Here is a 26,164-nt window from a genome sequence, read left to right as displayed (position 1 = left end):
CATTTGATGTCGCGGGAGTATACCATTCTGACCGTCGCAAAGGAGACACCCCTGAACGGGGACAAAAGTGTGACCACCCAAGACTTCTACGTCCCGGACCTGTGCCGGGTGCGGGCGGTTTTCCTGTTGCTGCTGACCAGTGAGCTGCTGGTCCTGGTCATGGCCATCGTGCAGGCGGAAACCGCCTGGATCGACTGGAACTATTTCGGATTGCTGTCGCTGTTTGTCCAGTGGACGACCCTGACAAGCGCAGCCCTGATCTGCCTGTTGCGGCCGAAACTGGCCCGAATGGGCACACCCCGCGCGACGGTACTGATCGTGGCCATCGTGCTCGCCGACGTGTTTGCCTTCAGCCTGTTTGCCAACAGCGTGCTCAATCCGATACCCGATGCCATTGCCTGGCAAACCATTGCCAAAAAGCTGCTACTCGCCCTTCTGATCGTATTGATGGTACTGCGGTATTTTTACCTCCAGCACCAGTGGCAACAACAACGGGAAGCGGAAATGGGCGCCCGGCTGGCGGCATTGCAGGCCCGCATCCAGCCTCATTTCCTGTTCAACAGCATGAACACCATCGCCAGCCTGATTGCGACCCGACCGGAGCAGGCGGAGGAAGCGGTACTGGACCTGTCGGAACTGTTCCGGGCCAGCCTGCGCACCTCCGATCAGCTTATCCCCCTGGCCCGTGAACTGGCCCTGTGCCATCGCTACCTTGCCATAGAGGCTCTGCGCCTGGGCGACCGGCTGAAGGTGGAGTGGGCAGTTACACCGGGACTCGAACAGCAGGCGATTCCGCCGCTGACCCTTCAGCCCCTGATTGAAAACGCCATTTATCACGGCATCCAGCCCCGGCCCGAGGGAGGCACCGTGCGGATCGAGGTTTCCCGACGACAGGAGTTTGTGTACCTGATTGTTCAGAACCCGGCGCCGGAGCACGATCAACGACGTCATCGCGGCAATCGCGTGGCCCTCGCCAACATCCAGTCCCGGCTGCAGGCACTGTTCGGCGAGCCGGCCGTGCTCAAACACAGCCAGCACGAGTCGATCTATACTGTGACGCTGCGACTGCCTCGCAGGACGGTGAGCCAGCAATCCGCTATCGGCGACAAGGGAGGTGAACAAACGCCATGACGGGTACAGCAACCCCGACGCTGAGCATTCTGATCGCGGACGATGAACCGCTGGCCCGGGAGCGGATCCGGCGCCTGCTGGAGGACCTTCCCGGCTATCGCGTCTGCGGCGAGGCCGCCGACGGCGACACAACCCTGAAGCAGGTGGCCGAACTGGAGCCCGACATCCTGCTGCTGGACATCCGGATGCCGGGGCTCGATGGCATGGAAGCGGCGGCTCGACTGCAGAACCTGGAACACCCGCCGGCGGTTATCTTCTGCACGGCCTACGATCACTATGCGATTCAGGCGTTCGATGTGCAGGCCACGGCGTACCTGCTGAAACCGGTGCGCAAGGAAGCCCTGGCGGAGGCCCTGGCCAAGGCCGGACGCGTCAACCGGGTCCAGCGCCATAAGCTGACCAGCACCATGCCGTCAAAGGGCGAGCAACTGGCGGTTCGCACCCATCGTGGAACCGAATTGATCGAGCTGAACGACATCCGGTTCTGCGAGGCCGATCAGAAATACGTCACCATTCATCACACCGGTGGTGAGACCGTGTCGGATTACACCCTCAAGGAGCTGGAGGCCAGCTACCCGGAACAACTGCTGCGTATTCACCGCAACACCCTGGTCGGTGTCCGCTTCATCAGGGCATTGGAGCGCACACCGGAAGGCCAGAATGTCGTGGTGCTGCGCGACCGTCCGCAGCGACTGGCCGCCAGCCGCCGCCACGCCGCCGACGTCCGACAGTGGCTGCAGGACCATCAGCCGGGCTGACTGCGGCCATCCCTACGGGACATTTCTGCCGTCACACGTTAACCTTGGCGAACATTTTTCCAACCGACAGTGAGTGCCATGTCCAAACGTACCCTTCGCATCGCAACCCGCAGCAGCGCCCTCGCGCTGTGGCAGGCGGAACACATCAAATCCGAACTGGAACAGCTGCACGATGGCGTCACCGTGGAACTGGTCAAGATCAAGACCCAGGGCGACAAGATCCTCGATGTTCCGCTGGCCAAGATCGGCGGCAAGGGCCTGTTCGTGAAGGAACTGGAAGAAGCCATGCTGGACGGCCGGGCCGATCTGGCGGTGCACTCCATGAAAGACGTGCCCATGGAATTCCCGGAAGGCCTCGGGCTCGTCGCCATCTGTGAGCGGGAAGACCCCACCGACGCCTTTGTCAGCAACCACTACGAAACTGTCGATGCGCTGCCCGAGGGCGCTGTTGTAGGAACCGCCAGCCTTCGCCGGGAAGCGCAACTGCGGGCCTATCGGCCGGACCTGCAGATCAAGGTACTCCGGGGCAACGTGAACACCCGCCTGGCGAAACTGGACGCGCACGACTACGACGCCATTGTGCTGGCGAGCTCCGGCCTGAAACGCCTCGGATTCCACAACCGAATCCGTTACTGCCTGCCGGACGTGATTTCACTGCCGGCTGTGGGACAGGGGGCATTGGGCATCGAGTGTCGGGTCGATGACACCGAGTTGCTGGAATTGATTGCGCCACTGAATCATGCCGACACCGCCGACCGTGTGAAGGCGGAACGGGCGCTTAACCGGCGTCTCGAAGGCGGATGCCAGGTACCGATTGCCGCGTATGCCCTGCTCGAGGATGAAGACACCCTCTGGCTTCGGGGACTCGTGGGCTCCGTTGACGGCCAGCAGATCTTCCGTGTCGAGGGGCGTGCACCGCGCAGCGAAGGCGAGCGACTCGGCCGAGAACTGGCCGAAGACCTCCTGGCCCTGGGCGCCGACAAGGTACTGGCTGAAATCTATGGCCACACCCCTCGCTGAACGGCCACAGCTCACCGGCCGCCGGATCCTGATCTGTCGGCCGGAGCCTGAAGCCTCGAGACTGGCAGATGCGTTCCGGACCGCCGGAGCGGAAACCCGCGTACTGCCCCTCATGGCAAGGGAGGCTCTGCCAGAGACCCCGGAGAGCCGCAACATTCTCCTGGATCTGGACCGATACTCGCACGTCATTGCCGTCAGCCCCTTCGCCGCCCGGCGACTGCTGGAGGAAATCGACACCTGGTGGCCGCAGATTCCCGTTGGCATTCGCTGGTACGCAGTGGGCGCGGGCACAGCCAAGGTTTTGGCGAGCCATGGCCTGTCCGTACGGCAACCCGCCGAGGGCTGGACCAGCGAAGCCCTTCTGGCTCTGGCTTCCCTGCGCCAGGTTGCTGGTGAGAAGATCCTTCTGGCACGGGGCGACAATGGTCGTGAACTGATCCGTGAAACCCTGGAGGCCCGGGGCGCAACCGTCACGGCTCTGCCACTCTACCGCCGCTATTGTCCTGACTACGCTCAGGAAGACATCCGGAAGGTCTTGGGGGACTTCTCACCGGACGCCATCGTGGCCCTGTCCGGCGAAACCCTGGATAATCTCATCGCACTATGTGCGAAGAGCGGCCATAATCTATACGATAGATTATTGATCGTTCCCGCCGACCGTGTCGCACAACGTGCCCGGGCTGCGGGATTTACCCGATGGTGTGTACCAGTCAGTCTTGCCGATGCCGATATCGTAGCCACTGTTGCAGCAACGCTGGACGGCAGAAACGGTGGTGCCGGAAATAACAAGTAAGGACGCCCGTGACAGAATCAACCGATCAACTCCCCGCCCCCATTCAGCAAACCCCGCCAAAGCCGAGAAAACTCTGGCCACTCTGGCTGGTAACGGTGCTGGCCCTGGTCATCGCAATCGCCCTGGCACTCTGGAACTGGCAGCAATGGCAGCGCCACCAGGCGACCGTCCAGAGCCTGCAGACCCTGCAACAGGACACCCGCCAGCTGGAAAACCTCTACGGAGACCGGGGGAACCAGCAAAGCCAGCGCCTCCAGTCCCTTGAGGACAAGCTTGCGGCCCAGCGGGAGCTGATTGCGACCCAGCAACGCCAGATCGACCATAATGCCCAGACCCTGCTCGAAGCCGGTAACCGGACCCGCACTGACTGGCTTCTGGCGGAAGCCGAATACCTCCTGCGGATCGGTAATCAGCGACTGCAGATCGAGAAAGACATCCGGGGTGCCATGTCGGCGCTGAAGTCCGCGGACCAGGTACTGGCGGAGTCCGACGACGTCGGCGTCTACCCGGTACGCCAGCAACTGGCAAAAGAGCTGATGGCCCTGAAGGGCATAGAGAATATCGACCGCACCGGGCTTTACCTGACGCTTGAGGCTGCCATCGACAGCGTCCACCAACTGACCGACCAGGCGCTGATTCACGAGTCCGCTCCCGGTTTCGTGCCCTCCCAGGCACAGGACAATACGGCTCCGGCGGAAGGCGGACCCGGCATGTTGACCCGTGCCTGGAACCAGTTTACCGATACCCTCTCGCGCGTCGTCGTGGTACGCCGACTGGACGAAACGGTCAAGCCTCTGCTCTCACCGGATCAGAGCGCTTATGCCCGCCTGAACCTCCAGTTGATGCTCGAAGAGGCCGAGATGGCGGTTCTCCGCGGCAACCAGGCGCTTTACGAGCGGGCCCTGGCAAAAGCCTCATCGGCGGTGGCCGACTGGTACAACCCGGAGAATCCGAAGGTTAAGGCGCTCGACAACACCCTGTCGGAACTCTCCGGCCGGAACATTGACCCGGAGCTCCCGGACATCAGCCATTCGTTGCAGCTTCTCAAGCGCCGGTTGGCTGGCCGGGGCGCTGACCCCGCTGACAATGGAAGCCAGCAGCAGGAGAAGGCCGCTGATACCGGAGGCAACCCGTCATGATTCGCCTCCTGCTGATCATTCTGCTCGCCCTGCTGATCGGCACCGGGCTGGCTCTCGGGCTGCAGTACGACCTCGGCTATATCCGGATCAGCCTGGGCCATTATCTGGTGGAAACCAACTTCTGGGTGGGACTGGGACTGTTCATCGCCCTGGTCGGGCTTGCCGTCGTCGGCATTAATCTGCTCCGTCGGTTCCGCCGGGGCACCGGCCTTGTCGCCACCTGGCTGGCCCGGAGCAACGAGCGTCGGGCCCGTCGACGCACCACCCAGGGCCTGCTGGCACTGGCCGAGGGCAACTGGCCAAGGGCCCGCAAATTGCTGACCTCTGCCGCCAGCCGAGCCGATACACCGCTGATCAATTACCTTGCGGCTGCCCAGGCATCGTTCGAGTCCGGCGACCATGAAGCCGTGGATGACCTGCTACGCAAAGCCTTCGAGAGTACCCCCGGTTCGGATCTGGCCGTAGGCATTACCCAAGCCCAGCTGCAATTGGCCGGAAACCGGCTGGAGCAGGCACTGGCCACGCTGATCCGGTTACGCAAACAATCCCCGAACCATCCGTTCGTCCTGAAGCTGCTGAAGAACACCTACTTCCGGCTGGAAGACTGGCGGGAACTGGCAAAACTGCTCCCGGAGCTGAAGAAGCGGAATGTGATTCCCGAGGACGAACTCCACGAACTGGAACGGGAAGCCTGGCACAACCTGCTGGAACAGGCAGCCGAGGAATGCAGACGGCAACGCAAGGACAACCCCGACGCCTCCCTCGAACCGCTCACCCGGCTTTGGGACGAGTTACCGGGGTTCCTTCGCCGGGATGAACACACGATCCGGGACTACGCCCGACTCCTGGCCGGACTGGGTGACGAAGGCCAGGCAGAAACCCTGTTGCGCAAGGTGCTCCGGAATCACTGGAGCGACGAACTGATCAACCTGTATGGCCGCATTGAAGGCCACAAGCCTGACGAGCAACTGCTGCTTGCCGAACAGTGGCTCAAGGATCGTCCCAACAACGCCGAACTGCTGCTGGCGCTGGGACGGCTCAGCCTGCGAAACGAGTTGTGGGGAAAAGCCCGGGAGTACTTTGAAACCAGTCTGCGGCTGAGAAGGAGCCGGGAAACCCTGGCAGAGCTTAGCCGCCTGAACGCCCATATGGGTGACGAAGAAGCCAGCATCAAGCTGTTGATGCAGGGTCTGGAACAGGACAACGGGCTGCCCGAACTGCCAATGCCCCGGGCCTGACCGAAGCCGGGAACAAAAGGGGGTCAGATGAGAATTCATCTGACCCCCTTTTCACGCTGACAAGTGGTTTGTCAGCCCCTCGGCGCGTATTCCAGCACATCCGAGAAGAAAGCTCCCTGCGGCAATCCGGCCTCCACGAGCGCATCCATGAGGGTGTAGACCATTGTGGGCGAGCCACTGGCATGGACTTCCACCCGTTGCCAGTCCATTCCCGACGCCAGGACTGCGCGAACCAGCTGGTCGTGGTGGCCGCTCCAGTCATTGTCCTCGTCATCCCCCACCACAGGCAGGAAGGTGAATGGCGGCCAGTCCTGCTCCCACTGCTGGGCCAGGGATCTGAGATACATATCTTCGTGCTTGCGCACGCCCCAATACAGCTTGATCGGGTGAGAAAAACCGGTTTCCCGCAGATAATCCACCAGGCTCTTCATCTGCGCGAATCCCGTGCCCGCCGCCACCAGCAATACCGGCTTTTCGGGAGCGTTCGCAAGGCACGCCTTGCCATGGGGCAACTCCACCGTCACATCCCGACCGGACGTGAGGGCATCCACCACTTTCTGGGCCGATCCCCAGTCCGGTGACGCCTGGATATGCAGCTCAATGGTGTGTGCAGAGGGGCTGGAGGCAATGGAAAAATAGCAGGGATCCTCGCCCGGCAAATTCACGGACAGATACTGACCTGCATGAAACGACAGGTCCTGGCGCCGGGGAATGTCCAGTTCAACGCGGTACACATCGTGACTGATGGACCGAACGCTCACCACTTTCGCCTGCACCTTACGAGGCTGATTGTTTCCTGCTGCCATAACAGCGGCTATCTCCAGTTCAAGGTCAGCCAGCGCCCGGGTCCGGCACATCATCAGGCGCTCGCCAACCGATAGTTCAAGATTTTTTCGGGTATTCAGGGCCCGCCCGGATAACAGAGACGCTTCGCAGAGCTCACAGACCCCATTGCGACAGGCTGACGGAACGGCAATACCGGACCGAACCGCCGCACTCAGGAGATCAACGTCTGCTTCTGACGAAAATCCGAGCCCCGACGGATGAAGAGTCACTCGATACAAATGACTCTCCTTCTCAATCGGGGCGCTGACCCGGAATTTCAATGCCCAGGCTGTCCCAGATGTCATCCACCCGCTGCTTGACGTCGTCGGACATGGTGATGGGCTCACCCCATTCCCGGTCGGTTTCCCCGGGCCATTTATTGGTGGCATCCATCCCCATCTTCGAGCCAAGACCGGACACCGGCGAGGCAAAATCCAGATAATCAATCGGCGTATTTTCCACCATCGTGGTGTCCCGGACCGGGTCCATCCGCGTTGTGATCGCCCAGATCACGTCTTCCCAGTTACGGGCATTCACATCGTCATCGGTCACGATCACGAACTTGGTGTACATGAACTGCCTGAGAAATGACCATACGCCCATCATGACCCGCTTGGCATGGCCGGGATACTGCTTCTTCATCGTTACTACGGCAAGCCGGTAGGAACAGCCTTCCGGCGGCAGATAGAAATCGACAATTTCCGGAAACTGCTTCTGCAGGATGGGAATGAACACTTCATTCAGTGCCACACCCAGAATGGCCGGCTCATCCGGCGGACGACCGGTGTAGGTGCTGTGGTAAATCGGCTCCCGCCGGTGGGTGATCCGCTCCACGGTAAACACCGGGAACTCATCCACCTCGTTGTAATAGCCGGTATGGTCCCCGAACGGTCCTTCCGGTGCCGTATCGTCCGGATAGATAAACCCTTCCAGCACGATCTCGGCACTTGCCGGCACCTGAAGGTCGCTGAGCCCCGCCTTGACCAGCTCGGTCCGACTGCCCCGCAGGAGACCGGCAAATGCATACTCCGACAGGGAATCCGGTACTGGCGTTACCGCGCCCAGAATCGTCGCCGGGTCTGCCCCGAGCGCCACGGCGACGGGATAAGGCTTGCCGGGATTGGCTTTCTGGAACTCGCGGAAATCCAGCGCGCCACCACGATGGCTGAGCCATCGCATGATCAGGCGATTACGCCCGATCACCTGCTGACGATAGATACCCAGATTCTGCCGTTCCTTGTGCGGCCCGCGGGTAATCACCAGCGGCCAGGTCACCAGCGGCCCGGCATCCCCGGGCCAGCAATGCTGAACCGGGATCTGGTACAGATCCACCTGATCTTTCTCGATAACCACTTCCTGACAGGGGGCCGAGCGAAGCACCTTGGGGCTCATCCGCATGACCTGCTTGAAGATCGGCAGCTTCTCGATGGCGTCCTTGAACCCCTTGGGCGGATCCGGCTCCTTGAGAAAGGCCAGCAGCTTGCCGACCTCACGCAACGCGGTCACATTCTCCTGCCCCATCCCCAGCGCCACCCGCTTCGGTGTTCCAAACAGGTTCGCCAGAACCGGCATGTCGTAGCCCTTGGGATTCTCGAACAACAACGCCGGCCCGCCGGCCCGCAGGGTACGGTCGCAGATCTCGGTCATTTCCAGGTGGGGATCGACTTCCACGCTGATGCGCTTGAGCTCGCCCAGCTTCTCCAGCTGGTTGATGAAGTCACGCAGGTCGTTGTATTTCATCGTGTGCTCCGTTCTTGATCGGCCTGTAGGTACGGAGTAACTCGTCTCCTGGACTGCCGGTGCAGTGACGGCGCGAGGTGGGAATTTGGGCAAAGCGCGCACGCTGTCTGGTCAGCAGTGGCGGGGAAAGTTTCCCCGGACTGTGTCTTGCCAGGGATGGCAAGACCAAGCCTACAGGGACGTATTCACGGCGTGTCCGGGGAGACTTTCCCCGTCACTGCCCGCCCCCGCAGGCTCAAGCGCCAAAAAGCCGGTTAACGACGTTTCATGGACTGGAAGAACTCGTCGTTGGTCTTCGTGTCCTTGAGCTTGTCCAGCAGGAACTCGATGGCCGCAGTGTCGTCATCCATGGAATGCAGCAGCTTGCGCAGAATCCACACTCGCTGGATATCGGCTTCGGACATCAGCAGATCCTCCCGCCGGGTACCGGAACTGCGGATGTTGATCGCCGGGTAAACACGTTTCTCGGCGATCCGACGGTCCAGGTGCACTTCCATATTACCGGTGCCCTTGAACTCCTCGTAGATCACCTCGTCCATCTTGGAACCGGTATTCACCAGCGCGGTGGCCAGGATCGTCAGGCTGCCGCCTTCCTCGACGTTACGCGCCGCACCAAAGAACCGCTTCGGCTTCTCCAGGGCGTGGGCGTCCACACCACCGGTCAGCACCTTGCCGGAGGACGGAATCACGGTGTTGTAGGCACGGGCGAGACGGGTAATGGAATCCAGCAGGATCACCACGTCCTTCTTGTGCTCAACCAGCCGCTTGGCCTTCTCGATGACCATTTCAGCCACCTGAACGTGACGGGCAGGCGGCTCGTCGAAGGTGGACGCGACCACTTCTCCACGAACGGTGCGCTGCATTTCGGTCACTTCCTCCGGACGCTCGTCGATGAGCAGTACCATCAGGTGACATTCCGGATTGTTACGGGTAATCGATTGCGCAATCCCCTGCATCAGCAGCGTCTTACCTGCCTTGGGCGGCGAGACGATCAGGCCACGCTGGCCTTTGCCGATGGGGGCCACCAGATCCAGGACCCGCGAGGAGAGGTCCTCGGTACTGCCATTCCCGGCTTCCAGCATCAGCCGTTCTTGCGGGAACAGGGGAGTCAGGTTTTCGAACAGAATCTTGTTGCGGGCGTTATCCGGCTTGTCGAAATTGATTTCGTTGACCTTCAACAGGGCAAAATAACGCTCCCCGTCTTTCGGTGGCCGGATCTTACCGGCGATGGTATCACCGGTACGCAGGTTGAATCGGCGAATCTGGCTGGGCGAGACGTAGATATCGTCCGGACCGGCAAGGTAGGAGGCGTCCGCGGAACGGAGGAAGCCAAATCCGTCCTGCAGAATTTCCAGTACACCGTCGCCATAGATGTCTTCACCGCTTTTCGCATGCTTCTTGAGGATCGTGAAAATCACATCCTGCTTGCGCGAACGAGCCAGGTTATCGAGGCCCATCTCTTGCGCAATTTCGAGCAATTCGGGCACGGATTTCTGCTTGAGTTCAGTAAGATTCATAGTTTGTTGGATTTTCAGGAATGGAAATAAACGACTATTGGAATGACAGGGGCGCCCCTGAACGAATTGAACAAATAAGTGCTGAAACAGGTGCTGGCCAGATGGAGCAACCCGGGGAAGATGAAATCCGGAATAGTTTGCTGAAGCCAGTAGAGTGGGAACATCCGTTCTCCGGGCAAGACGGATCATCGACCACCTTGACAGCGAATGTCAAGTGCACCGCTCGAAAATACGCCAAATTCCTGCCATGAGGAGGATATCCGACCTCCCTCTCATGGGTTACTCCCTTCCCTAAAAGGTCCCCAGTGCGGATACTGGACCTATTATCTTTTGTTTTTTCAGCTTTCGGAGCCGAACCATGAGCAGTGAACCTACAACTGAACTCAAATCGCTGAACATCGCGATCCTGACCGTTTCGGACACCCGTGGACCAGAGCAGGACACCTCCGGCCAGTTTCTGGAAGACAGCGCGGTCGAAGCGGGCCACCAACTGGTCGCCCGCCGTATTCTGCCCGACGACGTTTACCTGGTGCGCGCCCTGATGTCGGGCTGGATTGCCGACCCCGAGATTCACGTGGTGATTATCACCGGAGGCACGGGCTTCCACGAACGGGACAGTACGCCCGAAGCGGTGGCCCCACTGCTCGACAAGACCATAGACGGCTTCGGCGAAGAATTCCGCCGCCTGTCGGCAGAGGAAATCGGCTCCTCGACCATTCAGTCACGGGCCTTCGGCGGGCTGGCCAACCACACGGTCATCTTCTGCCTGCCGGGATCGACCGGCGCCTGCCGAACCGGCTGGAATGGCATACTGAAGTCCCAGCTCGACAGCCGGCACAAGCCCTGCAACTTTACGGCCCTCGTGCTTCGCAAACCACAGAATGAAGCCTTCTCCCGCCTGCAGGACGTCATCGGCACTCGTGCGATCAAATAACAGGAGAGATGCATGGCTGGCTCACAGCTGACGCCCGTCGAAACGGCGCTTGAACACATACTGGCTCAGGCACCGGTCATTGACCGGACCGAAACCGTGCCATTGACCGAGGCTCTGGGCCGAATACTCGCGGAGCCCTGCCTTGTGCCGGCCGACGTCCCTCCGGCCGACAACAGCGCGGTGGACGGCTACGCCATCCGCCACGCGGATCTCGCCGAAGAGCAGCCGATCCCGGTGTCCGACCGCATCCCTGCAGGCACTGCCCCCTTGCCCCTGGCACCCGGAAGCGCCGCCCGGATATTCACCGGTTCGGAAATTCCCGAGGGCGCCGATGCGGTGGTTATGCAGGAGCGTGTCGAGGTCACGGATTCGGGCATTCGGGTGCTGGCAGCCGTCGAACCGAGCCAGAATATTCGCAAGCGCGGCCAGGATCTCCGACAGGGCGACCAGGCTCTGCCCCGAGGCACCCGTATTCGCCCACAGGAGATGGGACTGCTGGCATCCATGGGCATGGCCCATGTCACCGTGACCGCACCTCTGAGGGTGGCAATACTCACCACCGGAGACGAACTCGTCGAGCCGGGCGAACCGCTGAAGCCGGGACAGATCTACAACACCAACCGCTTCACGCTTCTGGGTCTTCTCGAAGAAGCCGGATGCGAAGTGGTGCTGTGCGAGACGCTGGAAGACACCCGCGAAGCCACCGTCGAAACCCTTTCCCGGGCGGCATCCTCTGCCGATCTGATCATCACCAGCGGCGGCGTGTCCGTGGGCGAGGAAGACCATGTGCGTGCCGTGCTTGAAGCCCGGGGCGGTCTTTCACTGTGGCGACTCGCGATCAAACCGGGCAAGCCGCTGGCTTTCGGCTCGATCAGCGGCACCCCGGTCCTGGGGCTACCGGGCAATCCCGCGGCGGTTCTGGTGACGTTCCTCGTGGTGGGGATGCCCTACATCCGTCGGTGTCAGGGACGGGCGACGACGCCCCCGGTGGGCGAAAGACTGCCCGCTGGCTTCGAGGTGCCGGCGCCGTCCGTACGCCGTGAGTTTGTCCGGGCCAGGAAGGCGCTTCTCAACGGTAAAACGACCATCGAGGCCTTTCCGAACCAGAGCTCCGGCGTACTCAGTTCCGCTTGCTGGGCAGACGGCCTGGCCGTGGTTCCGGAAAACACCACGGTCAAACCGGGCAATCTGCTAACGTATTATTCATTCAACGAATTGCTGGGTTGATCATGAGCAACGAAACCTTAACCGTGCGTTTCTTCGCAAGACTCCGGGAAGAGCTGGACACCGAGGCCCTTGAGTTGCCGGCGGAACCGGGCCTGACGGCCGGGGATCTGCTTACACAACTCGCGGCCCGGGGCGGCGCCTGGTCACAACTTCAGGGCGGGCAGCCCGTCATGATTGCCGTGAACCAGACCATGGCCAGGCCATCAACCCGCGTCCAGGCCGGCGATGAAGTCGCGTTTTTCCCGCCGGTAACGGGAGGTTGAGATGATCTCGGTCCAGACTCACGATTTTGATCCGGCCGCCGAATACCAGGCGCTCCGGGATAGTGGCCCCGGAACCGGAGCCATTGTGACGTTTACCGGGCTGGTGCGGGACAGCGGCGACCTGAAGGACGTGCACGGCCTGTATCTGGAGCATTATCCCGGCATGACCGAACAGGTAATCCAGGGTTTGATCGATGAGGCCACGCAACGCTGGGATGTCCGCAGGGCCCGGGTAATCCACCGGGTGGGGCAGCTCGCATTGAGCGACCAGATCGTCTTTGTCGGCGTTTGCAGTGCCCATCGCGGCGACGCGTTCAAGGCCTGCGAATTCATCATGGACGCCCTCAAGACCTCTGCCCCTTTCTGGAAAAAAGAAATCACGTCGGAAGGCGAACATTGGGTGGAGCAGAAGGCGGGTGATCGGGCGCGATCATCAAGGTGGGAATAGCGGGAACAAAATGACGGCGGGCTCGCCCCCGCGAGTATGGGGACGAGCCGACTGGGCCTGTTACCGGGAATCAGCTTTTGCGATCCGGATCAATCAGGTCCGAGACCTGGGATCGGAACGACTCCACGCTGTCTTCGCTGCTCTGTTTCAGCTCTTCCAGCTTTTCCCGTCCCTGAGAAATCTTCTCATCGATGGAATTGAGTGCATCCGAAGCGCTTTGCCGAAGCTCTGCACTGGCCTTTTCGCTTTCCGCATCGGCCTGTTTTGCCTCGGCCTGGGCTTTCAGTGAATCGGCTTCCTTTTCCCAGGCTTCAAGCTGAGACTCTACTTTCCGAACCAATTCGTCTTTCAATGACATAAACGCTCTCCTGTTCGCGTTTGAACTGTTGAGTGAGTTCCGATTCCATTCTTTGCCTGACCGAGGATAAGGATGGTGTCCGGCAATTTCAAAGAGCGGCCTGTCTTGACGGGCCAATCCGGGGAGGCTTAACCCATATCTTCCGGGCGATTCCGGTTATGGAACAGGGCCTCCGAACCGGGCAGGGACAGGCCTTCAGCGCCAACAGAGCGGGCAAAGCCCATGACTCGCCGCTCACCTGTCCGCAAGGTCTCCGCCAGCGTTTCGGCAAGCGCAACCGGGTAGACACCGTGAAGCGGATGGATGCGCCCCTCGCTCTCTGCCAGGATCGGCCGGCAGGGCCGGGATTGCCAGGCTTCAACCAGGGTGCGGCACAGCGTCGGCGTAATGTCCGGCGTATCGCAGGGGCTGACCATAACCGCCGTTGCACCCAGCGTTTCGGCAGCGACAAGACCACGAAGCAGGCCCGCCAGCGGGCCCTGCCCCAGGTTTTCAGGGAAATCCTCAAAGACCAGGCCAGGCGCCAGGGCCTCGTAACGGTCCAGCGACCGATTGGCGCTGATGAGTACCGGAGAACAGGTCAGCGCAAGCGCCTCGAATACCCACTGCGCCATTGGCCGGCCGCGATACTCAACCCACCCCTTGTCACGACCGCCCATGCGGGTCCCCTGACCACCGGCCAGCAGAAGCCCGATAATGCGGGTATCTCCAGTGTTATTCATAGCAATAAAAAACCGCCCGTGAAGCAGCTTCAGGGGCGGTTTCCGTATTCAGCAATCCGATCAGAGGTTGCTGTCAAGGAAGGCAGCCAGCTGCGACTTGGACAGCGCTCCCACCTTGGTTGCATCCACGTTGCCGTTCTTGAACAGCATCAGGGTCGGGATACCACGGATGTTGAACTTGGGCGGTGTCTGCTCATTTTCGTCGATGTTCAGCTTGCAGACTTTCAGTTTGCCTTCGTACTCTTCGGCCACTTCTTCGAGAACCGGTGCAATCATTTTGCACGGGCCACACCACTCGGCCCAGTAGTCCACCAGTACGGGAACGTCGGATTTCAGTACATCCTGCTCGAAAGAAGCGTCGGTGACGTTTACGATATTTCCGCTCATTACCTTTTCCTGATTCAGGCAACCCTGTGACAGAAAGTGCGCCGTTGCGCGATTCAATCGTCTCCGGGATGCTGTTGACTGATGCTGAAGGCTGTCGGACAGACAACCGTTCACCCTCGTTTTTGTTACGGCATACTTTACGCGAATGATCATCCCGATGTGAAGCAGTACAACCCGCAGTGATGCTACCGATCACTTTCAGGGACAGGCCTGACCCCGGTCAAGATCGTCCCGTATTCGCTATTCTTCGGTACTGACAGCCCCGAGAAAGATGGCTTATAGTACCGGGCAAGTTCCCTTTGACAAGGATTCCCCCTGACGTGACGGCCGATTCCAATGCCGAAAACGAGGTAACGGGCCCGCAGACACTCGCGGCCATCGACATGGGCTCCAACAGCTTTCACATGGTGGTGGCCCGCCTGGTTCACGGAGAGATCCGGACACTCGAGAAGATGGGAGAAAAGGTCCAGCTCGGCGCCGGGCTGGATCAGTACAACCGGCTGACCGAGGAAGCCCAGCAACGGGCACTGGAGTGCCTCAGCCGGTTTGCCCAGCGTCTGAGAGGCATGCCAGCCGACGCCGTCCAGGTAGTCGGCACCAACGCGTTACGCGTCGCACGGAATGCTCACCAATTCATCAACCGGGCCGAGGAGGTTCTCGGTTGCCCCATCGAAATCATCGCTGGTCGCGAAGAAGCCCGACTGATCTATCTTGGGGTCTCCCACACCCTGTCCGATGACATCGGCCGGCGGCTGGTGATCGATATCGGCGGGGGCAGTACTGAATTCATCATCGGCCAGCGGTTTGAACCCCTGCACCTGGAAAGCCTGCATATGGGTTGCGTCTCGTTCCGACACCGGTATTTCCCGGACGGCAGGATTACGCGCAAGCAAATGGACAGGGCGGTGACCCATGCCGAACAGGAGCTGCTGAACATTCGCCAGCATTATCGGTCCGCCGGCTGGCAAAGCGTGGTGGGCTCCTCGGGCACCATCAAGGCGATTGCCAGCGTGCTGGGCTCTCTCAAACTGACCGACGGTACGATCACCCGTCCGGCGATGCAGGAATTACGGCGGCGCCTGGTGGACATGGGCAAAACTGAAAAGCTTGGCGAGCTGGGTGTCCGGGCGGATCGGCAAAACATTTTCCCCGCCGGTTTCGCCATCCTGATGGGCGCCTTCCAGTCGCTGGGCATCGAGAAGATGGAATTCGCCGACGGCGCGCTCCGGGAGGGGTTGCTGTATGACATCGTCGGCCGGATCCAGCACGAGGACGTTCGCGAGCGAACCATCGGCGCACTCCAGGAGCGCTACCATGTGGATCAGGAGCATGGGGCGGCCGTCGAGGCGGTGGCCGTCGCAGCCTGGGAGCAGGTCGCCGACGCCTGGAAACTGAGGACTGCAGCCGACGAAGAAGTCCTGCGATGGGCCTGCCGGCTACACGAAATCGGACTGACCATCTCTCACAGTCAGTACCACAAGCACGGCGCCTATTTGCTTCGCTACTCCGACCTTCCCGGGTTCAGCCAGCAATTCCAGCGGGACCTGGCCACACTGGTCCGGGGACATCGGCGCAAATTCGCCCCTGTGATCTTCGAGGGACTCGACCCGGAGGACGCCACCCGCTTGCGCCGGCTCTGCATCCTCGTTCGCCTCGCGGTGTTGCTGCAGCATCCCCGGGATATGGAGGCGCCACCAGCATTTCGCCTCGAACCCGGAGACAACAAACTGACCGTCAGCTTCCCCGACGGCTGGCTGGATGACCGGCCACTGACGCTTGCGGACCTCAAGAACGAGCGGGACTATCTGGCCAAGCAGGATTTCACCCTCGACATCGGGGGCCGTTAGCCCGCCAGCTCCATTTCCAAAGCCTCGACCGTCTCGCTGGTTTCAAGCCATTGCGCCTCGGTCTCTTCGAGCCGGCGACTGTGTTCGGCCTGACGGGCGAGCAACTCGGTCAGGCGGGACTGGCCGCCGTCCTCATACAGAGCGGGGTCAGCCAACTCCGACTCCAGGGCCTTAAGTGCCTGCTGTAACCGATCCATCTCCTGCTCGAGTGTCGCCTGTTGCTTCCGGTACGGGCTCAACCTGCGACGCACTTCGGCTTCCTGCCGCTTCCTGGCCTTGCGATCCTCCGAACTTTCCCCCACATTCGCCGATGCTCCAGCCGATGAGGTCTGACCGGCGTCTCGCTTGGGTGCTTCAGTGTCATCCCGGTCTTTCCGGCGGTCGGCAAGCCAACGCTCGTAATCCTCCAGATCACCGTCATACTCCGTCACGCCGCCGTCGGTCACCAGCCAGAACTCATCCACCGTATTGCGCAGCAAATGCCGGTCGTGAGACACCACCACAATGGCGCCTTCGAAATTCTGCAGGGCCATGGTCAGAGCCTGTCGCATCTCGAGATCCAGGTGGTTGGTGGGCTCGTCCAGCAACAACAGATTAGGCCGCTGCCAGGCAATGACTGCAAGAGCAACCCGGGCCTTCTCGCCACCCGAGAACGAACGGATCGGACTGAGCGCTTCGTCCCCGTGAAAATCAAAGCCACCCAGGAAATTACGGATGCTCTGCTCGGACGCTTTCGGGTCCAGCCGCTGAAGATGCAAAAACGGACTGGCATCCAGATCAAGGGATTCAAGCTGGTGTTGGGCGAAATACCCGATGGCCAGATGTTCACCGCAGGTCCGATCCCCGGCCAGCAGGGTTCCCTCGCCCCTGAGCGCATCCATCAGTGTGGACTTCCCCGCCCCGTTCGGCCCCAGCAAGCCGATACGACTGCCCGGCAACAGCGTCAGGTTGAGTCTGTCCAGAATCACTGTCTCGCCATAGCCGGCACGGCCGTTACGGATGGAGAGCAAGGGATTGGAAACCTTCTCTGCCATAGGAAAGGTGAAACTGAACGGCGAATCGACGTGGGCCGGTGCAATCCGCTCCATCCGTTCAAGCGCCTTCACCCGGCTTTGCGCCTGCCGGGCCTTGGTCGCCTTGGCTTTGAAACGATCGACGAAACGCTGGATTTCGGCAATGCGGGCCTGTTGACGTTCATAATTGGCCTGTTGCTGCGATAATCGCTCGCTGCGCTGACGTTCGAAGGCCGAGTAGTTACCGGTGTAGAGATCCAGTTTGCGATGGTCGAAATGCACCACATGAGTTGCCACCCGGTCCATGAAGTCACGGTCATGGGAGATAAACAGCAGCGTTCCGGGATACCGGCGCAGCCAGTTTTCCAGCCACAGGCAGGCATCCAGATCCAGGTGGTTGGTCGGTTCATCGAGCAGCAGAAGATCCGACGGACGCATCAACGCCTGGGCAAGGTTGAGGCGGATACGCCAGCCACCGGAGAACGCCGCCACCGGCCGGTCGGCATCGCCATCAGCAAAGCCCAGCCCCCGCAACAACGACTCTGCCCGACGCGGTGCTGACCAGGCTTCGTGGACGTCCAGCTCGCCGTGGATACGAGCGATCGCATGGTCATCGCCATCGGCTTCCGCGCGGGCCAGCGCCGCTTCAAGGCTCCGCAGATCAGGATCGCCATCGAGCACGAAGTCCCTGGCGGAACGGTTCGACGCTGCCACCTCCTGAGCCATGTGAGCGATCCGGCATCCACCCGGCAGGGATACACTGCCCTGCTCCGGGGCCAGCTGGCCCAACAAGAGCTGGAAAAGACTGGATTTCCCGGCACCATTAGCGCCGACGATGGCGACTCTCTGGCCGGGTTGGACCGTTAAGGTTACGGTTTCTAGCAACCAGACGCCGCCCCGTTGTAAACTGAGATCGGTTATCGTTAACATAAATCCATTCTATCAGCGTAAAGCAATCAGGAAAGGTTCGGCGTGCACGTACCGAGGGACTTGGAACCGGACAACCCACTTTGGCGTTATGCCTTGGCAGTCTGGAAGAATCCTGACGTACAGCAAACCTGCCTACGGCTCCAGGGTGAGGGCTGGAGCGTCACACGCCTGATCTGCGCCGGCTGGCTGGCCCAGCAGAACCGGCGGTACACAGGCGAGGAGGACGCTACGGTAGCAGAGTGGCGCGATTGTGTAACCGGTCCGTTAAGGGCCGTACGCAGAAACCTTCCGAAAACGTCGGGGCCCGCTGGTGAGTTGCGACAGAGTGTCGCAACTCTTGAATTGCAGGCGGAACAACTGGAATTGGCACTGGTGTGGCGAGCACTGACAAACACAACTCAGACCGGGACAGACATGCACGGACGAGAAATGCTGATCAGAACGAATCTTGCCGCTGCAGCGCCCTGCACTCAACAGGCCGGTGAGGTCTCAGATAGTTTGAATATACTGACCCGATCTCTGGCCGAGCTCTCCGAAGGAGATTTCAAGCCATGATCATGAAATGGCTCATACGGATCTCGTTTCCGGCGCTTGGGTTACTCCTGTTGTTGATCTTCTTCGGCATCAACGACCCTCAGGAAGTGGCCGCACCGGTGACTCAGGACGATCCCCAAACGGACGAGATACCGGCCTTCGAAGGCCTGGTCCCGTCGCCGGTGCCCACCGATGGGCCGGATATCGTTTTCAAATGGCAGGATACCGAAGGCAACTGGCATTACGCCGACCAGCCACCGTCCCAGGGCCCCTGGAACACCCTGGCCATCGAACGCCCGGAAAAATCACTGGGGGGCGGACCACCTCCCGATCCGGACACCGACTGGCAGTCCCCCTACAGCGCCCCGTTTACAATGGGCCCCAGCGCCGGACGTAATGGCAGCTAGACCACCCGTAAACATCCTTAACACATGTTCAGTGGCATCTGCTGCCAGAAACCGCTACCTTTTGGGGTTCAACAAAGATAAGGGGGGAGCGTAATTCCCTCGCCAATACCCCAACCGTTAAGGACCTGGAAATGAAGAAAACCCTGCTAGCAATGGCCATGGCCGGCGTTGTCGCCGGATGTTCAACGCCGCCGGAGGCGCCGGATCAACCCAAACTCGATTCCGTCGAACAGAAGGTCAGTTACGGCATGGGCCTGGTACTGGGCGAACGCATGAGCAAAGACTTGCCCGATCTCCAGATGGATCAGTTCCTGCAAGGCATCCAGCACGGCAACTCAGGCGATGAGAACGTTAAACGTCTGAGCCGCGATGAAATCAAAGAAGCGCTGATGACCTACCAGAAGCAGGTGCAGGAAAAGCAACAATCGCAGATGGAAGAGCTGGCTCAGAAGAATAAGGAAGCCGGCGAGGCCTTCCTGGCCGAAAACGCCAAGAAAGAAGGCGTCAAGACCACCGACTCCGGCCTGCAGTACAAGGTCATCGAGGAAGGTACTGGCGAAAAACCCGCAGCCGACGATACCGTCAAGGTACATTACACCGGGGAATTGTTGTCCGGAAAAGTATTCGACAGTTCCCGCGAACGTGGCGAGCCGGTGACCTTCACGCTGAATCAGGTCATTCCTGGCTGGACCGAAGGTCTTCAGCTGATGAGCAAAGGGGCTCGCTACAAGCTCTACATCCCGGCTGAGCTTGCGTACGGCCCTGGCGGCAACCGGGCCATCGGTCCCAACGAGACACTGATCTTCGACGTGGAGCTGCTGGACATCAATCCTGATGACAGCGCCGACGATGGCGGAGACAACGCGTCAGAATAACCGTCGTAAGGCACAAAAAACCCGGTCAGCCGACCGGGTTTTTTTTATATGCCTGAGTTCGTCAGGCTGACGCCACTTTCCCTTCGTGCGCCCGATGCAGGTGCTCAATGAGGAAATCCTCCATCTCGAACCGGCTTTCGAGCGTCTCGCCAAGTTGTGAAAGCTCATCGAACAACCCGCGAATCTCCGCCTCGGACAACTGACGTCCGTCCAGACGGTCGTTGAAACTGAGCGCCACTTCGGTGGTTTCCTGAATCCGGGGATAGAGCTTTGCGGCGAGTTCCAGACCGCCGTCGTTGAACTCCCTCGCCTCCTGAATCAGCTGCTCATAAACCTCGAAATGGCCTGCTGATACATAGTCCACCAGCACTTCACACAATCCGACGAACTTCTGCTTGAGAGCTTCGGTCTCGGAGAGATCCTTTTCCCCCGTCAGATCACAATAGCGGACCAACAGTTCCTGGCGTGCCTGAAGCCAGCGATCAATCAGCTTGTTTACACCACCCCACCGCTCCTTGGCATTCCGGCAATTTTCCAACATGACGCCTGTTCTCCGCTTGTTTCTCCGGCCATCGGGACCGGGAGGAAATACGCTTTGCTCGTAGCTCAAGGTACCCCAAGGCAACGGTGGGCCGCAACCGTTTCAGTTGCGGATCCAGTCCCGTGACCGGGCCGGTCGCAACAGGAAATACAGACCGGTCAGCACCAGCAGACTGAAGAAGATCGCGGTCCACCCGGGGATGCTCAATCCCAGGAAACGCCACACCACTTCCGCGCAGTCACCGGTCCCCCGGATTGCCGTCGCAAGCACCTCTTTCCAGGGCAAGACTTCCAGCATATAGTCCACCGAGGGGCCACAGGCCGGGACCTGATCCGCTGGCAGACTCTGCAACCAGAGCTGGCGAATCGCCACTCCGAGGCCAGCGCCCGCCGTCAGAGCCAGAAGGAAGCCGTAAACCCGGTTACCCCAGGCTACCGGGCCGTGGAGAAACGCAAGTAGACTGACCAGGCCCGCCCCCATAAAGCCGAAACGCTGGAGCCAGCACAACGGACAGGGTTCCAGCCCCATTACATATTCCATGTAGAACGCCACCCCAAGCAGAGTCGCGCAAACGAGAGAAATGACACCAAAGACCCATCTGCTTGCCAAAACAGCACCTCGAAGGAAAAATGAAACCTGAAACCAGCCCGATGGCCTGCTATTCTCGGGATCAAACCGTTGACACCGTCAACGACTGCTCACTAAACCCTAAACCATGGTGAACTTCAAGCTTATGATTCGTCTGCCAAAACGCTTTCTCGTACTGGTCGCCCTTCTTTACGCCCTGACGCCAGCCATGGCCTCGGCAGAAGAGAAAGCGGATTCGCCGGAGGAGACACCGGCAGAGGAGCCCGGGGTTACCGACTACATCTCAATGGATCCGGCCTTTGTCACCAACGTCGGCAAACCGGGCAACAAGGTCACCTACCTGAAAGCCGCTGTGACGCTGAGGGCGTCCAGCGCGGAGGTCCGCCCGGCCGTTGAGGCCCACATGCCCAGCCTGCGCAATGCGCTGGTGATGCTGTTCGGCGAGCAGACGGATGCAGACGCCATCACCACCATGGATGGCCAGAAAGCCCTGAGGGAAGAGGCGAAGGCGCGGATCAACAAGATACTGGAAGAACAGCACACCGGGGTCTCGATCGATGGCGTGCTGTTCACCGAATTTGTAGTACAGAAATAGCTGAAGAGGTCGGGGTTGAACCGCCCCGGTCACGCAATCCGTGAAAACAGGTCGTCCGTCTGAGCTGGCTGCTCACGGGTTGCATCGGCGTCCTCCCAGCCCGCTTCCCAGGCCGCAATGACAACCTCGCCCCGGTACGGGCAGCGGGCCTTCTCCATGCCCATGGAGGCGGCCATATAGCCCTGGCGGTACGCCTTGTTCAGTGATTCCACATCCCAGCCGAGTTTGATATCCCTTGCCATGACACGCTCCGAGTCAGCTCTCTGTTACAAAAACTAACAGCCGACCGGAGGCGTGACAAACCGGCCTTTCCGTTCTGTGCGGCAGGTCCACCTTCGAGTGTGACCAAGGGCGCCCCAGACCTCAGGAACGCAGGTAATGCGCCAGAAAACGCTCGAACGGGACGGTATCTGCGGCTTCGATATCAGCCTGTTCAGAGAGCGATACCCGGCTCATATCCTCGAAAGACGCCAGGACATCCGGTGCCAGCGATTCCTCCCGGAGGGTCTGCTGATGCCGACGGGAGATATCCATCACCCAGTCGCGGTGGCCGAGACCCGAACTGCGCATGGCGTCCAGCACTCGCCGGGAAGGCACCCCTTCAGCGAGACTGCGGCGCTGGGACTCAAGCGCCCGAGCGTACCGGCCATCCCCGCTCCAGCCGTCGAGCTGTTCGGCCAGCGGCGCCAACCGGTCCAGAATATCACTGGCCAGGGTCATGACGTTGGCACGCTCTCCACCGCAACACAGGGTCAGATCTGCGTCCCGGCCCCGTGAGACCACATCCTTGTAGTTATCATCCAGCCGTTCACACTCGGCGTCGCCGATGCGCGGCGAGTCGGACAGCAGACAATCGAGCAGAAACAGGTCCAGGAAATCGATCTGTTCGCGGTTCACGCCCACCGGTGAGAATGGATCCAGATCCAGACACCGCACCTCGATGTACTCCACACCGCGTGCCTCCAGCGCCTGAATGGGCTTTTCTTCACGCTCGGTGGTGCGTTTCGGACGAACGGCACTGTAATACTCGTTCTCGATCTGCAACACGCTCGTGTTGATCTGGATAAACCGGTCACCCCGACGCGTACCAATCTCCTCGTACGGCGGCCAGGTGGTGTGGATGGCACGATCCAGCGTCTGCGTATAGGTGGACAATTCGTTGAAACAGATATTGAGGGACGCCTGGGCGTTGTTGTGATACCCCAGGTCGCCCATTCTCAGAGAAGTGGCATTCTGGCCATACAAGGTCCTTGGATCGAACCGGCTCAGATCGTGCTGAACCCCGGCCACAAAGCTCTCATCCAGAACGGGCGAGGCGCCAAACAACAACATCAGCAGCCAGCTCCGGCGGCGGAAATTCCGGATCAGCCAGAAATACTGGTCCGACTTGAAGTCCTTGATCGATTGGCGGTTATCGAGCGCCTGCTGCCACTTTTCCCAGAAAGCGTCCGGCAATGACAGGTTGTAATGGGCTCCGGCAATGCTCTGCATGATCCGTCCGTACCGGACCGCCAGGCCCTGACGGTAGACGTGTTTCAGATAGCCGATGTTCGAGCTGCCATACTCGGCAATGGGAATGCTCTCATCACCATCCAGTTCACAGGGCATGCTGGCCGCCCAGAAAACCTCATCACCCAGATTCTGCTGAACGAATCGATGGATGTCCCTCAGCGACTCCAGCAGGCTGTCTGTGCTGTCGCACACCGGCGTGATCAACTCGAGCAACGCCTCGGAATAGTCCGTGGTAATCCGCGGATGCGTCAGCGTGGAGCCAAGTGCCTCGGGATGCGGCGTCTGGGCAATAAAGCCGTTACGGTCAACCCGCAGACCTTCCTTTTCCACCCCCTTCAGGAAACCGAACCAGTCCGATTTTGAAAACTGCCGGAACAGCGCGTGGCGGGATTCAGCCATGATGGACTCCTGCTGCGATGCCCCGCTTCGCGCGGGGCATTCGATGAACCAATGATAGTAAGCCGTTAACGCCCATCCTTGCGAGCCGAGGCCAGTGCCTGGGCCAGTGCACCCGCCATGGCACCCTGTGCTGCTTTCTGGCTGCCGCCGGACTTGCCCTTGTTACGGGAGGCGCCACGGTTGTCTGGTCGCGCACGACCCGAGGACGGCCGGCCATCGTTCTTTTCCCCCGGCTCATCGTCCATGCGCATGGACAAACCGATGCGTTTACGGGGAATATCCACGTCCATCACCTTGACCCGGACAATATCCCCGGCCTTGACCACCTCACGGGGATCCTTCACGAAGGTATGGGACAGCGCCGAAATGTGTACCAGCCCGTCCTGATGCACACCGATATCCACGAAAGCACCGAAATTCGTGACGTTGGTGACCGAACCTTCCAGCACCATGCCGGGCTTGAGGTCATTCAGCGTTTCGACACCTTCCTCGAAATTCGCAAAGCGGAATTCCGGTCGCGGGTCCCGCCCGGGCTTTTCGAGTTCGGCGATAATATCCTTAACGGTGGGCAGACCGAATTGTTCTGTTACGTAATCCTGCGGATTCAGACCACGAAGAAAGGCCGAATCACCGATAATATCGTCCACTTTCCGGTTGTTCCGGCTGGCGATGGCCTCCACCACACCGTAGGCTTCCGGGTGCACGGAAGACCGGTCCAGCGGGTTCTCGCCAGTGGCGATTCGCAGAAAGCCCGCCGCCTGTTCGAAGGTCCGGTCGCCCAGGCGGGTGACCTTCAGCAACTGCTTCCGGTTGGTAAACATGCCGTTCTGGTTGCGGAAATCCACAATGTTCTGGGCAATGCTCTGGTTCAGGCCGGATACTTTGGCCAGCAGGGGCACGGACGCGGTGTTCAGATCCACGCCGACGCCGTTTACACAGTCCTCGACAACGGCATCCAGGCTGCGCGAGAGCTGGACCTGGGAAACATCGTGCTGATACTGGCCCACACCGATGGACTTGGGCTCGATTTTCACCAGCTCCGCCAGTGGATCCTGAAGACGCCGGGCAATCGAGACGGCGCCACGGATGGTCACATCCAGATCCGGCAGTTCCCGCGAGGCAAACTCAGACGCCGAATACACGGACGCACCCGATTCGTTGACCACGATGCGGGCCAGTTTGAGTTCCGGATACCGCTTACAAAGATCCCCCACCAGCTTCTCGGTCTCCCGGGACGCCGTCCCGTTGCCGATTGCCACCAGCTCGATGCGGTATTGGCGACACCAGGTGGCCAACTGTTCAATGGACTGATCCCACTTGTTCTGGGGAGCGTGGGGGAAGATTGCACCGTGTCCGACCACCTGGCCGGTTCCGTCAATTACCGCCACCTTTACCCCGGTACGAAGCCCCGGGTCCAGACCCAGCGTGGCTCGGGGTCCGGCCGGCGCCAACAGCAGCAGGTCCTTGAGATTGGCGGCAAACACGTTGATGGCCTCGGTCTCGGCGGCTTCGCGCACCTGCGCCATCAGATCGGTCTCGATCTGGGTGGACAACTTCACCCGCCAGGTCCAGCGAACCACCTCTGACAACCAGCGGTCGGCAGCACGCCCCTGGTCACGAATGCCCCAGTGTGCCGCAATACGCTGTTCCGCCGGATGTGGCTGACGACGATCGTCTTCACCATCACCAACCACGATGCTATAGCCCAGGATCCCCTCGTTCCGGCCACGCAGAATGGCAAGCGCCCGGTGGGACGGTACTTTGCGCAGGGGTTCGATGTGATCGAAATAATCCCGGAATTTCGCGCCCTCGGTTTCCTTGCCTTCCACAACGGTCACTTTCAGCTGGCCCTCTCGCCAGATGTAATCCCGCAGATCGCCCAGGAGCTCCGCATCTTCGGCAAAGCGTTCCATCAGGATGTAACGTGCCCCATCCAGTGCGGCCTTGGCATCTTCAACGCCGGCTTCGGCGTTGATAAAGCCTTCCGCGGTGGCTTCCGGGTTCAGGGTCGGATCGTCGTAGAGGGCATCCGCCAGCGGCTCCAGACCGGCTTCCCGTGCAATCTGGGCCTTGGTGCGGCGCTTGGGCTTGTAAGGCAGATACAGGTCTTCCAGCCGGTTCTTGGTGTCGGCAGCATCGATGGCGGCGCGCAGCTCGTCCGTCAGTTTCCCCTGCTCCTCAATGCTGTTGAGGATCGTGGACCGGCGATCCTCAAGCTCGCGCAGGTAGCGCAGCCGTTCTTCCAGCGTTCGAAGCTGGCTGTCATCAAGGGAACCGGTCACCTCTTTCCGGTACCGGGCAATAAACGGAACGGTCGAGCCCTCATCCAGCAGGGCAATGGTGGCATTTACCTGTTGTTCGCGGACGCCGAGCTCTTCGGCGATGCGGCTGGAAATACTGTTCATGCAACCTCTGTCGTTAAC

28 protein-coding genes are annotated in these 26,164 nt (G+C 60.3%); 16 read left to right on the top strand and 12 right to left on the bottom strand.

Going from position 1 to position 26,164, the window contains the following annotated elements; all coding sequences use genetic code 11:
• Nucleotides 1-6 precede the first annotated feature (6 nt).
• The 6 genes from MLD04_RS13135 to MLD04_RS13110 all read left to right on the top strand — a co-directional run bounded on the left by MLD04_RS13135 (nucleotide 7) and on the right by MLD04_RS13110 (nucleotide 6,079).
• Complete coding sequence (locus MLD04_RS13135) at nucleotides 7-1,131, top strand: sensor histidine kinase (RefSeq protein ID WP_282451890.1); 1,125 nt, start codon at nucleotides 7-9, stop codon at nucleotides 1,129-1,131.
• Nucleotides 1,128-1,889: a LytR/AlgR family response regulator transcription factor gene (locus tag MLD04_RS13130; protein WP_282451888.1), complete on the top strand. Its 762-nt coding sequence runs from the start codon at nucleotides 1,128-1,130 to the stop codon at nucleotides 1,887-1,889. The genes MLD04_RS13135 and MLD04_RS13130 overlap by 4 nt, the downstream gene beginning before the upstream one ends.
• 78 nt (nucleotides 1,890-1,967) lie before the next feature.
• Nucleotides 1,968-2,909, top strand: a complete 942-nt coding sequence (gene hemC / locus MLD04_RS13125; RefSeq protein ID WP_248159096.1) for a hydroxymethylbilane synthase — start codon at nucleotides 1,968-1,970, stop codon at nucleotides 2,907-2,909.
• Nucleotides 2,890-3,702 carry a uroporphyrinogen-III synthase gene (locus MLD04_RS13120; RefSeq protein WP_248159093.1) on the top strand — a complete coding sequence of 271 codons (813 nt, stop codon included), beginning with the start codon at nucleotides 2,890-2,892 and terminating at the stop codon, nucleotides 3,700-3,702. Before hemC ends, MLD04_RS13120 begins: the two co-directional genes overlap by 20 nt.
• A gap of 8 nt (nucleotides 3,703-3,710) precedes the next feature.
• Nucleotides 3,711-4,841: a uroporphyrinogen-III C-methyltransferase gene (locus MLD04_RS13115; RefSeq protein WP_248159091.1), complete on the top strand. Its 1,131-nt coding sequence runs from the start codon at nucleotides 3,711-3,713 to the stop codon at nucleotides 4,839-4,841.
• Nucleotides 4,838-6,079, top strand: a complete 1,242-nt coding sequence (locus MLD04_RS13110) for a heme biosynthesis HemY N-terminal domain-containing protein (protein WP_248159090.1) — start codon at nucleotides 4,838-4,840, stop codon at nucleotides 6,077-6,079. Before MLD04_RS13115 ends, MLD04_RS13110 begins: the two co-directional genes overlap by 4 nt.
• Nucleotides 6,080-6,150: 71 nt before the next feature.
• On the opposite strand, the gene MLD04_RS13105 is transcribed toward MLD04_RS13110, so the two are convergent.
• The 3 genes from MLD04_RS13105 to rho form a co-directional block, all read right to left on the bottom strand.
• On the bottom strand, nucleotides 6,151-7,134 hold the full coding sequence (locus MLD04_RS13105; protein ID WP_379883715.1) for a 2Fe-2S iron-sulfur cluster-binding protein: 984 nt from the start codon (nucleotides 7,132-7,134) through the stop codon (nucleotides 6,151-6,153).
• 22 nt (nucleotides 7,135-7,156) lie between these two features.
• A complete protein-coding gene (ubiD, locus tag MLD04_RS13100) occupies nucleotides 7,157-8,644 on the bottom strand; it encodes a 4-hydroxy-3-polyprenylbenzoate decarboxylase (protein ID WP_248159088.1) in 1,488 nt (495 codons plus the stop codon).
• Between the two features lie 254 nt (nucleotides 8,645-8,898).
• On the bottom strand, nucleotides 8,899-10,161 hold the full coding sequence (gene rho, locus MLD04_RS13095; RefSeq protein WP_248159087.1) for a transcription termination factor Rho: 1,263 nt from the start codon (nucleotides 10,159-10,161) through the stop codon (nucleotides 8,899-8,901).
• A 20-nt stretch (nucleotides 10,162-10,181) separates the two neighbouring features.
• Between rho and MLD04_RS13090 the strand changes: the two genes are divergently transcribed.
• From MLD04_RS13090 to MLD04_RS13070, 5 genes are all read left to right on the top strand, one after another.
• Nucleotides 10,182-10,412: a hypothetical protein gene (locus MLD04_RS13090; protein ID WP_248159086.1), complete on the top strand. Its 231-nt coding sequence runs from the start codon at nucleotides 10,182-10,184 to the stop codon at nucleotides 10,410-10,412.
• A 107-nt stretch (nucleotides 10,413-10,519) separates the two neighbouring features.
• Nucleotides 10,520-11,095 (top strand): molybdenum cofactor biosynthesis protein B, encoded by a 576-nt coding sequence (moaB, locus tag MLD04_RS13085; RefSeq protein WP_248159084.1) that lies wholly within the window; start codon nucleotides 10,520-10,522, stop codon nucleotides 11,093-11,095.
• A 12-nt stretch (nucleotides 11,096-11,107) separates the two neighbouring features.
• Nucleotides 11,108-12,322, top strand: coding sequence for a molybdopterin molybdotransferase MoeA (locus tag MLD04_RS13080; protein WP_248159081.1), 1,215 nt, complete (start codon nucleotides 11,108-11,110; stop codon nucleotides 12,320-12,322).
• A 2-nt stretch (nucleotides 12,323-12,324) separates the two neighbouring features.
• On the top strand, nucleotides 12,325-12,585 hold the full coding sequence (moaD, locus tag MLD04_RS13075) for a molybdopterin converting factor subunit 1 (RefSeq protein ID WP_248159076.1): 261 nt from the start codon (nucleotides 12,325-12,327) through the stop codon (nucleotides 12,583-12,585).
• A 1-nt stretch (nucleotide 12,586) separates the two neighbouring features.
• Nucleotides 12,587-13,033 (top strand): molybdenum cofactor biosynthesis protein MoaE, encoded by a 447-nt coding sequence (locus MLD04_RS13070; protein ID WP_248159073.1) that lies wholly within the window; start codon nucleotides 12,587-12,589, stop codon nucleotides 13,031-13,033.
• 70 nt (nucleotides 13,034-13,103) lie between these two features.
• Here MLD04_RS13070 and MLD04_RS13065 read toward each other — a convergent pair whose 3' ends face one another.
• The 3 genes from MLD04_RS13065 to trxA form a co-directional block, all read right to left on the bottom strand.
• Nucleotides 13,104-13,391: a hypothetical protein gene (locus tag MLD04_RS13065; RefSeq protein ID WP_248159071.1), complete on the bottom strand. Its 288-nt coding sequence runs from the start codon at nucleotides 13,389-13,391 to the stop codon at nucleotides 13,104-13,106.
• 128 nt (nucleotides 13,392-13,519) lie between these two features.
• A complete protein-coding gene (gene mobA / locus MLD04_RS13060) occupies nucleotides 13,520-14,113 on the bottom strand; it encodes a molybdenum cofactor guanylyltransferase MobA (protein ID WP_248159069.1) in 594 nt (197 codons plus the stop codon).
• A gap of 60 nt (nucleotides 14,114-14,173) precedes the next feature.
• Nucleotides 14,174-14,500, bottom strand: a complete 327-nt coding sequence (gene trxA / locus MLD04_RS13055; RefSeq protein ID WP_008940525.1) for a thioredoxin TrxA — start codon at nucleotides 14,498-14,500, stop codon at nucleotides 14,174-14,176.
• A gap of 320 nt (nucleotides 14,501-14,820) precedes the next feature.
• Between trxA and ppx the strand changes: the two genes are divergently transcribed.
• Nucleotides 14,821-16,347, top strand: coding sequence for an exopolyphosphatase (ppx, locus tag MLD04_RS13050; protein ID WP_248159066.1), 1,527 nt, complete (start codon nucleotides 14,821-14,823; stop codon nucleotides 16,345-16,347).
• On the opposite strand, the gene MLD04_RS13045 is transcribed toward ppx, so the two are convergent.
• Nucleotides 16,344-18,290: an ATP-binding cassette domain-containing protein gene (locus MLD04_RS13045; protein ID WP_248159062.1), complete on the bottom strand. Its 1,947-nt coding sequence runs from the start codon at nucleotides 18,288-18,290 to the stop codon at nucleotides 16,344-16,346. The two genes, ppx and MLD04_RS13045, sit on opposite strands and share 4 nt — an antisense overlap.
• Nucleotides 18,291-18,332: 42 nt before the next feature.
• On the opposite strand from MLD04_RS13045, the gene MLD04_RS13040 reads away from it, so the two are divergent.
• The 3 genes from MLD04_RS13040 to bamJ all read left to right on the top strand — a co-directional run bounded on the left by MLD04_RS13040 (nucleotide 18,333) and on the right by bamJ (nucleotide 20,106).
• Nucleotides 18,333-18,845 carry a TIGR02444 family protein gene (locus MLD04_RS13040; protein ID WP_248159058.1) on the top strand — a complete coding sequence of 171 codons (513 nt, stop codon included), beginning with the start codon at nucleotides 18,333-18,335 and terminating at the stop codon, nucleotides 18,843-18,845.
• Entirely contained in the window at nucleotides 18,842-19,231 is a 390-nt protein-coding gene (locus MLD04_RS13035) for a DUF4124 domain-containing protein (protein ID WP_248159054.1), read from the top strand. Before MLD04_RS13040 ends, MLD04_RS13035 begins: the two co-directional genes overlap by 4 nt.
• 131 nt (nucleotides 19,232-19,362) lie before the next feature.
• The gene (gene bamJ, locus MLD04_RS13030; RefSeq protein ID WP_248159051.1) at nucleotides 19,363-20,106 is read left to right on the top strand and encodes a BamJ family beta-barrel-assembly machinery protein; all 744 of its coding nucleotides are present in this window, start codon (nucleotides 19,363-19,365) and stop codon (nucleotides 20,104-20,106) included.
• Between the two features lie 61 nt (nucleotides 20,107-20,167).
• On the opposite strand, the gene rsd is transcribed toward bamJ, so the two are convergent.
• A complete protein-coding gene (gene rsd, locus MLD04_RS13025) occupies nucleotides 20,168-20,647 on the bottom strand; it encodes a sigma D regulator (RefSeq protein ID WP_248159048.1) in 480 nt (159 codons plus the stop codon).
• A gap of 102 nt (nucleotides 20,648-20,749) precedes the next feature.
• Nucleotides 20,750-21,256 (bottom strand): disulfide bond formation protein B, encoded by a 507-nt coding sequence (locus MLD04_RS13020; RefSeq protein WP_248159045.1) that lies wholly within the window; start codon nucleotides 21,254-21,256, stop codon nucleotides 20,750-20,752.
• Between the two features lie 106 nt (nucleotides 21,257-21,362).
• Here MLD04_RS13020 and MLD04_RS13015 point away from each other — a divergent pair, with 106 nt between their 5' ends.
• Complete coding sequence (locus MLD04_RS13015; protein ID WP_379882955.1) at nucleotides 21,363-21,830, top strand: flagellar basal body-associated FliL family protein; 468 nt, start codon at nucleotides 21,363-21,365, stop codon at nucleotides 21,828-21,830.
• Between the two features lie 29 nt (nucleotides 21,831-21,859).
• Here the strand turns inward: MLD04_RS13015 and rmf are convergent, their stop codons facing one another.
• The 3 genes from rmf to MLD04_RS13000 all read right to left on the bottom strand — a co-directional run bounded on the left by rmf (nucleotide 21,860) and on the right by MLD04_RS13000 (nucleotide 26,146).
• Nucleotides 21,860-22,072, bottom strand: a complete 213-nt coding sequence (gene rmf / locus MLD04_RS13010; protein ID WP_248159040.1) for a ribosome modulation factor — start codon at nucleotides 22,070-22,072, stop codon at nucleotides 21,860-21,862.
• 121 nt (nucleotides 22,073-22,193) lie between these two features.
• Nucleotides 22,194-23,741, bottom strand: coding sequence for a glutamate--cysteine ligase (gshA, locus tag MLD04_RS13005; RefSeq protein ID WP_248159038.1), 1,548 nt, complete (start codon nucleotides 23,739-23,741; stop codon nucleotides 22,194-22,196).
• Nucleotides 23,742-23,806: 65 nt separating this feature from the next.
• Nucleotides 23,807-26,146, bottom strand: a complete 2,340-nt coding sequence (locus MLD04_RS13000) for a Tex family protein (RefSeq protein WP_248159035.1) — start codon at nucleotides 26,144-26,146, stop codon at nucleotides 23,807-23,809.
• Between the last annotated feature and the right edge of the window lie 18 nt (nucleotides 26,147-26,164).

The organism is Marinobacter koreensis, from assembly GCF_023156285.1.
In the GTDB taxonomy this organism is placed as follows: Bacteria; Pseudomonadota; Gammaproteobacteria; order Pseudomonadales; family Oleiphilaceae; genus Marinobacter; species Marinobacter koreensis.
The sequence above is the reverse complement of the archived record's forward strand: the minus strand, read 5'-3'. Positions and strand labels throughout refer to the sequence as shown.

What these genes read in the sequence shown, in the direction of transcription:
- MLD04_RS13130 (WP_282451888.1), top strand. Translation starts at nt 1,128, where the DNA reads ATGACGGGTACAGCAACCCCGACGCTGAGCATTCTGATCGCGGACGAT.
- MLD04_RS13000 (WP_248159035.1), bottom strand. Translation starts at nt 26,146, where the DNA reads ATGAACAGTATTTCCAGCCGCATCGCCGAAGAGCTCGGCGTCCGCGAA.
- ubiD (WP_248159088.1), bottom strand. Translation starts at nt 8,644, where the DNA reads ATGAAATACAACGACCTGCGTGACTTCATCAACCAGCTGGAGAAGCTG.
- rsd (WP_248159048.1), bottom strand. Translation starts at nt 20,647, where the DNA reads ATGTTGGAAAATTGCCGGAATGCCAAGGAGCGGTGGGGTGGTGTAAAC.
- bamJ (WP_248159051.1), top strand. Translation starts at nt 19,363, where the DNA reads ATGAAGAAAACCCTGCTAGCAATGGCCATGGCCGGCGTTGTCGCCGGA.
- MLD04_RS13120 (WP_248159093.1), top strand. Translation starts at nt 2,890, where the DNA reads ATGGCCACACCCCTCGCTGAACGGCCACAGCTCACCGGCCGCCGGATC.
- MLD04_RS13090 (WP_248159086.1), top strand. Translation starts at nt 10,182, where the DNA reads ATGGAAATAAACGACTATTGGAATGACAGGGGCGCCCCTGAACGAATT.
- MLD04_RS13135 (WP_282451890.1), top strand. Translation starts at nt 7, where the DNA reads ATGTCGCGGGAGTATACCATTCTGACCGTCGCAAAGGAGACACCCCTG.
- hemC (WP_248159096.1), top strand. Translation starts at nt 1,968, where the DNA reads ATGTCCAAACGTACCCTTCGCATCGCAACCCGCAGCAGCGCCCTCGCG.
- MLD04_RS13070 (WP_248159073.1), top strand. Translation starts at nt 12,587, where the DNA reads ATGATCTCGGTCCAGACTCACGATTTTGATCCGGCCGCCGAATACCAG.
- MLD04_RS13065 (WP_248159071.1), bottom strand. Translation starts at nt 13,391, where the DNA reads ATGTCATTGAAAGACGAATTGGTTCGGAAAGTAGAGTCTCAGCTTGAA.
- MLD04_RS13080 (WP_248159081.1), top strand. Translation starts at nt 11,108, where the DNA reads ATGGCTGGCTCACAGCTGACGCCCGTCGAAACGGCGCTTGAACACATA.
- MLD04_RS13035 (WP_248159054.1), top strand. Translation starts at nt 18,842, where the DNA reads ATGATCATGAAATGGCTCATACGGATCTCGTTTCCGGCGCTTGGGTTA.
- moaD (WP_248159076.1), top strand. Translation starts at nt 12,325, where the DNA reads ATGAGCAACGAAACCTTAACCGTGCGTTTCTTCGCAAGACTCCGGGAA.
- rho (WP_248159087.1), bottom strand. Translation starts at nt 10,161, where the DNA reads ATGAATCTTACTGAACTCAAGCAGAAATCCGTGCCCGAATTGCTCGAA.
- MLD04_RS13110 (WP_248159090.1), top strand. Translation starts at nt 4,838, where the DNA reads ATGATTCGCCTCCTGCTGATCATTCTGCTCGCCCTGCTGATCGGCACC.
- moaB (WP_248159084.1), top strand. Translation starts at nt 10,520, where the DNA reads ATGAGCAGTGAACCTACAACTGAACTCAAATCGCTGAACATCGCGATC.
- MLD04_RS13045 (WP_248159062.1), bottom strand. Translation starts at nt 18,290, where the DNA reads ATGTTAACGATAACCGATCTCAGTTTACAACGGGGCGGCGTCTGGTTG.
- gshA (WP_248159038.1), bottom strand. Translation starts at nt 23,741, where the DNA reads ATGGCTGAATCCCGCCACGCGCTGTTCCGGCAGTTTTCAAAATCGGAC.
- rmf (WP_248159040.1), bottom strand. Translation starts at nt 22,072, where the DNA reads ATGGCAAGGGATATCAAACTCGGCTGGGATGTGGAATCACTGAACAAG.
- MLD04_RS13015 (WP_379882955.1), top strand. Translation starts at nt 21,363, where the DNA reads ATGGTGAACTTCAAGCTTATGATTCGTCTGCCAAAACGCTTTCTCGTA.
- trxA (WP_008940525.1), bottom strand. Translation starts at nt 14,500, where the DNA reads ATGAGCGGAAATATCGTAAACGTCACCGACGCTTCTTTCGAGCAGGAT.
- mobA (WP_248159069.1), bottom strand. Translation starts at nt 14,113, where the DNA reads ATGAATAACACTGGAGATACCCGCATTATCGGGCTTCTGCTGGCCGGT.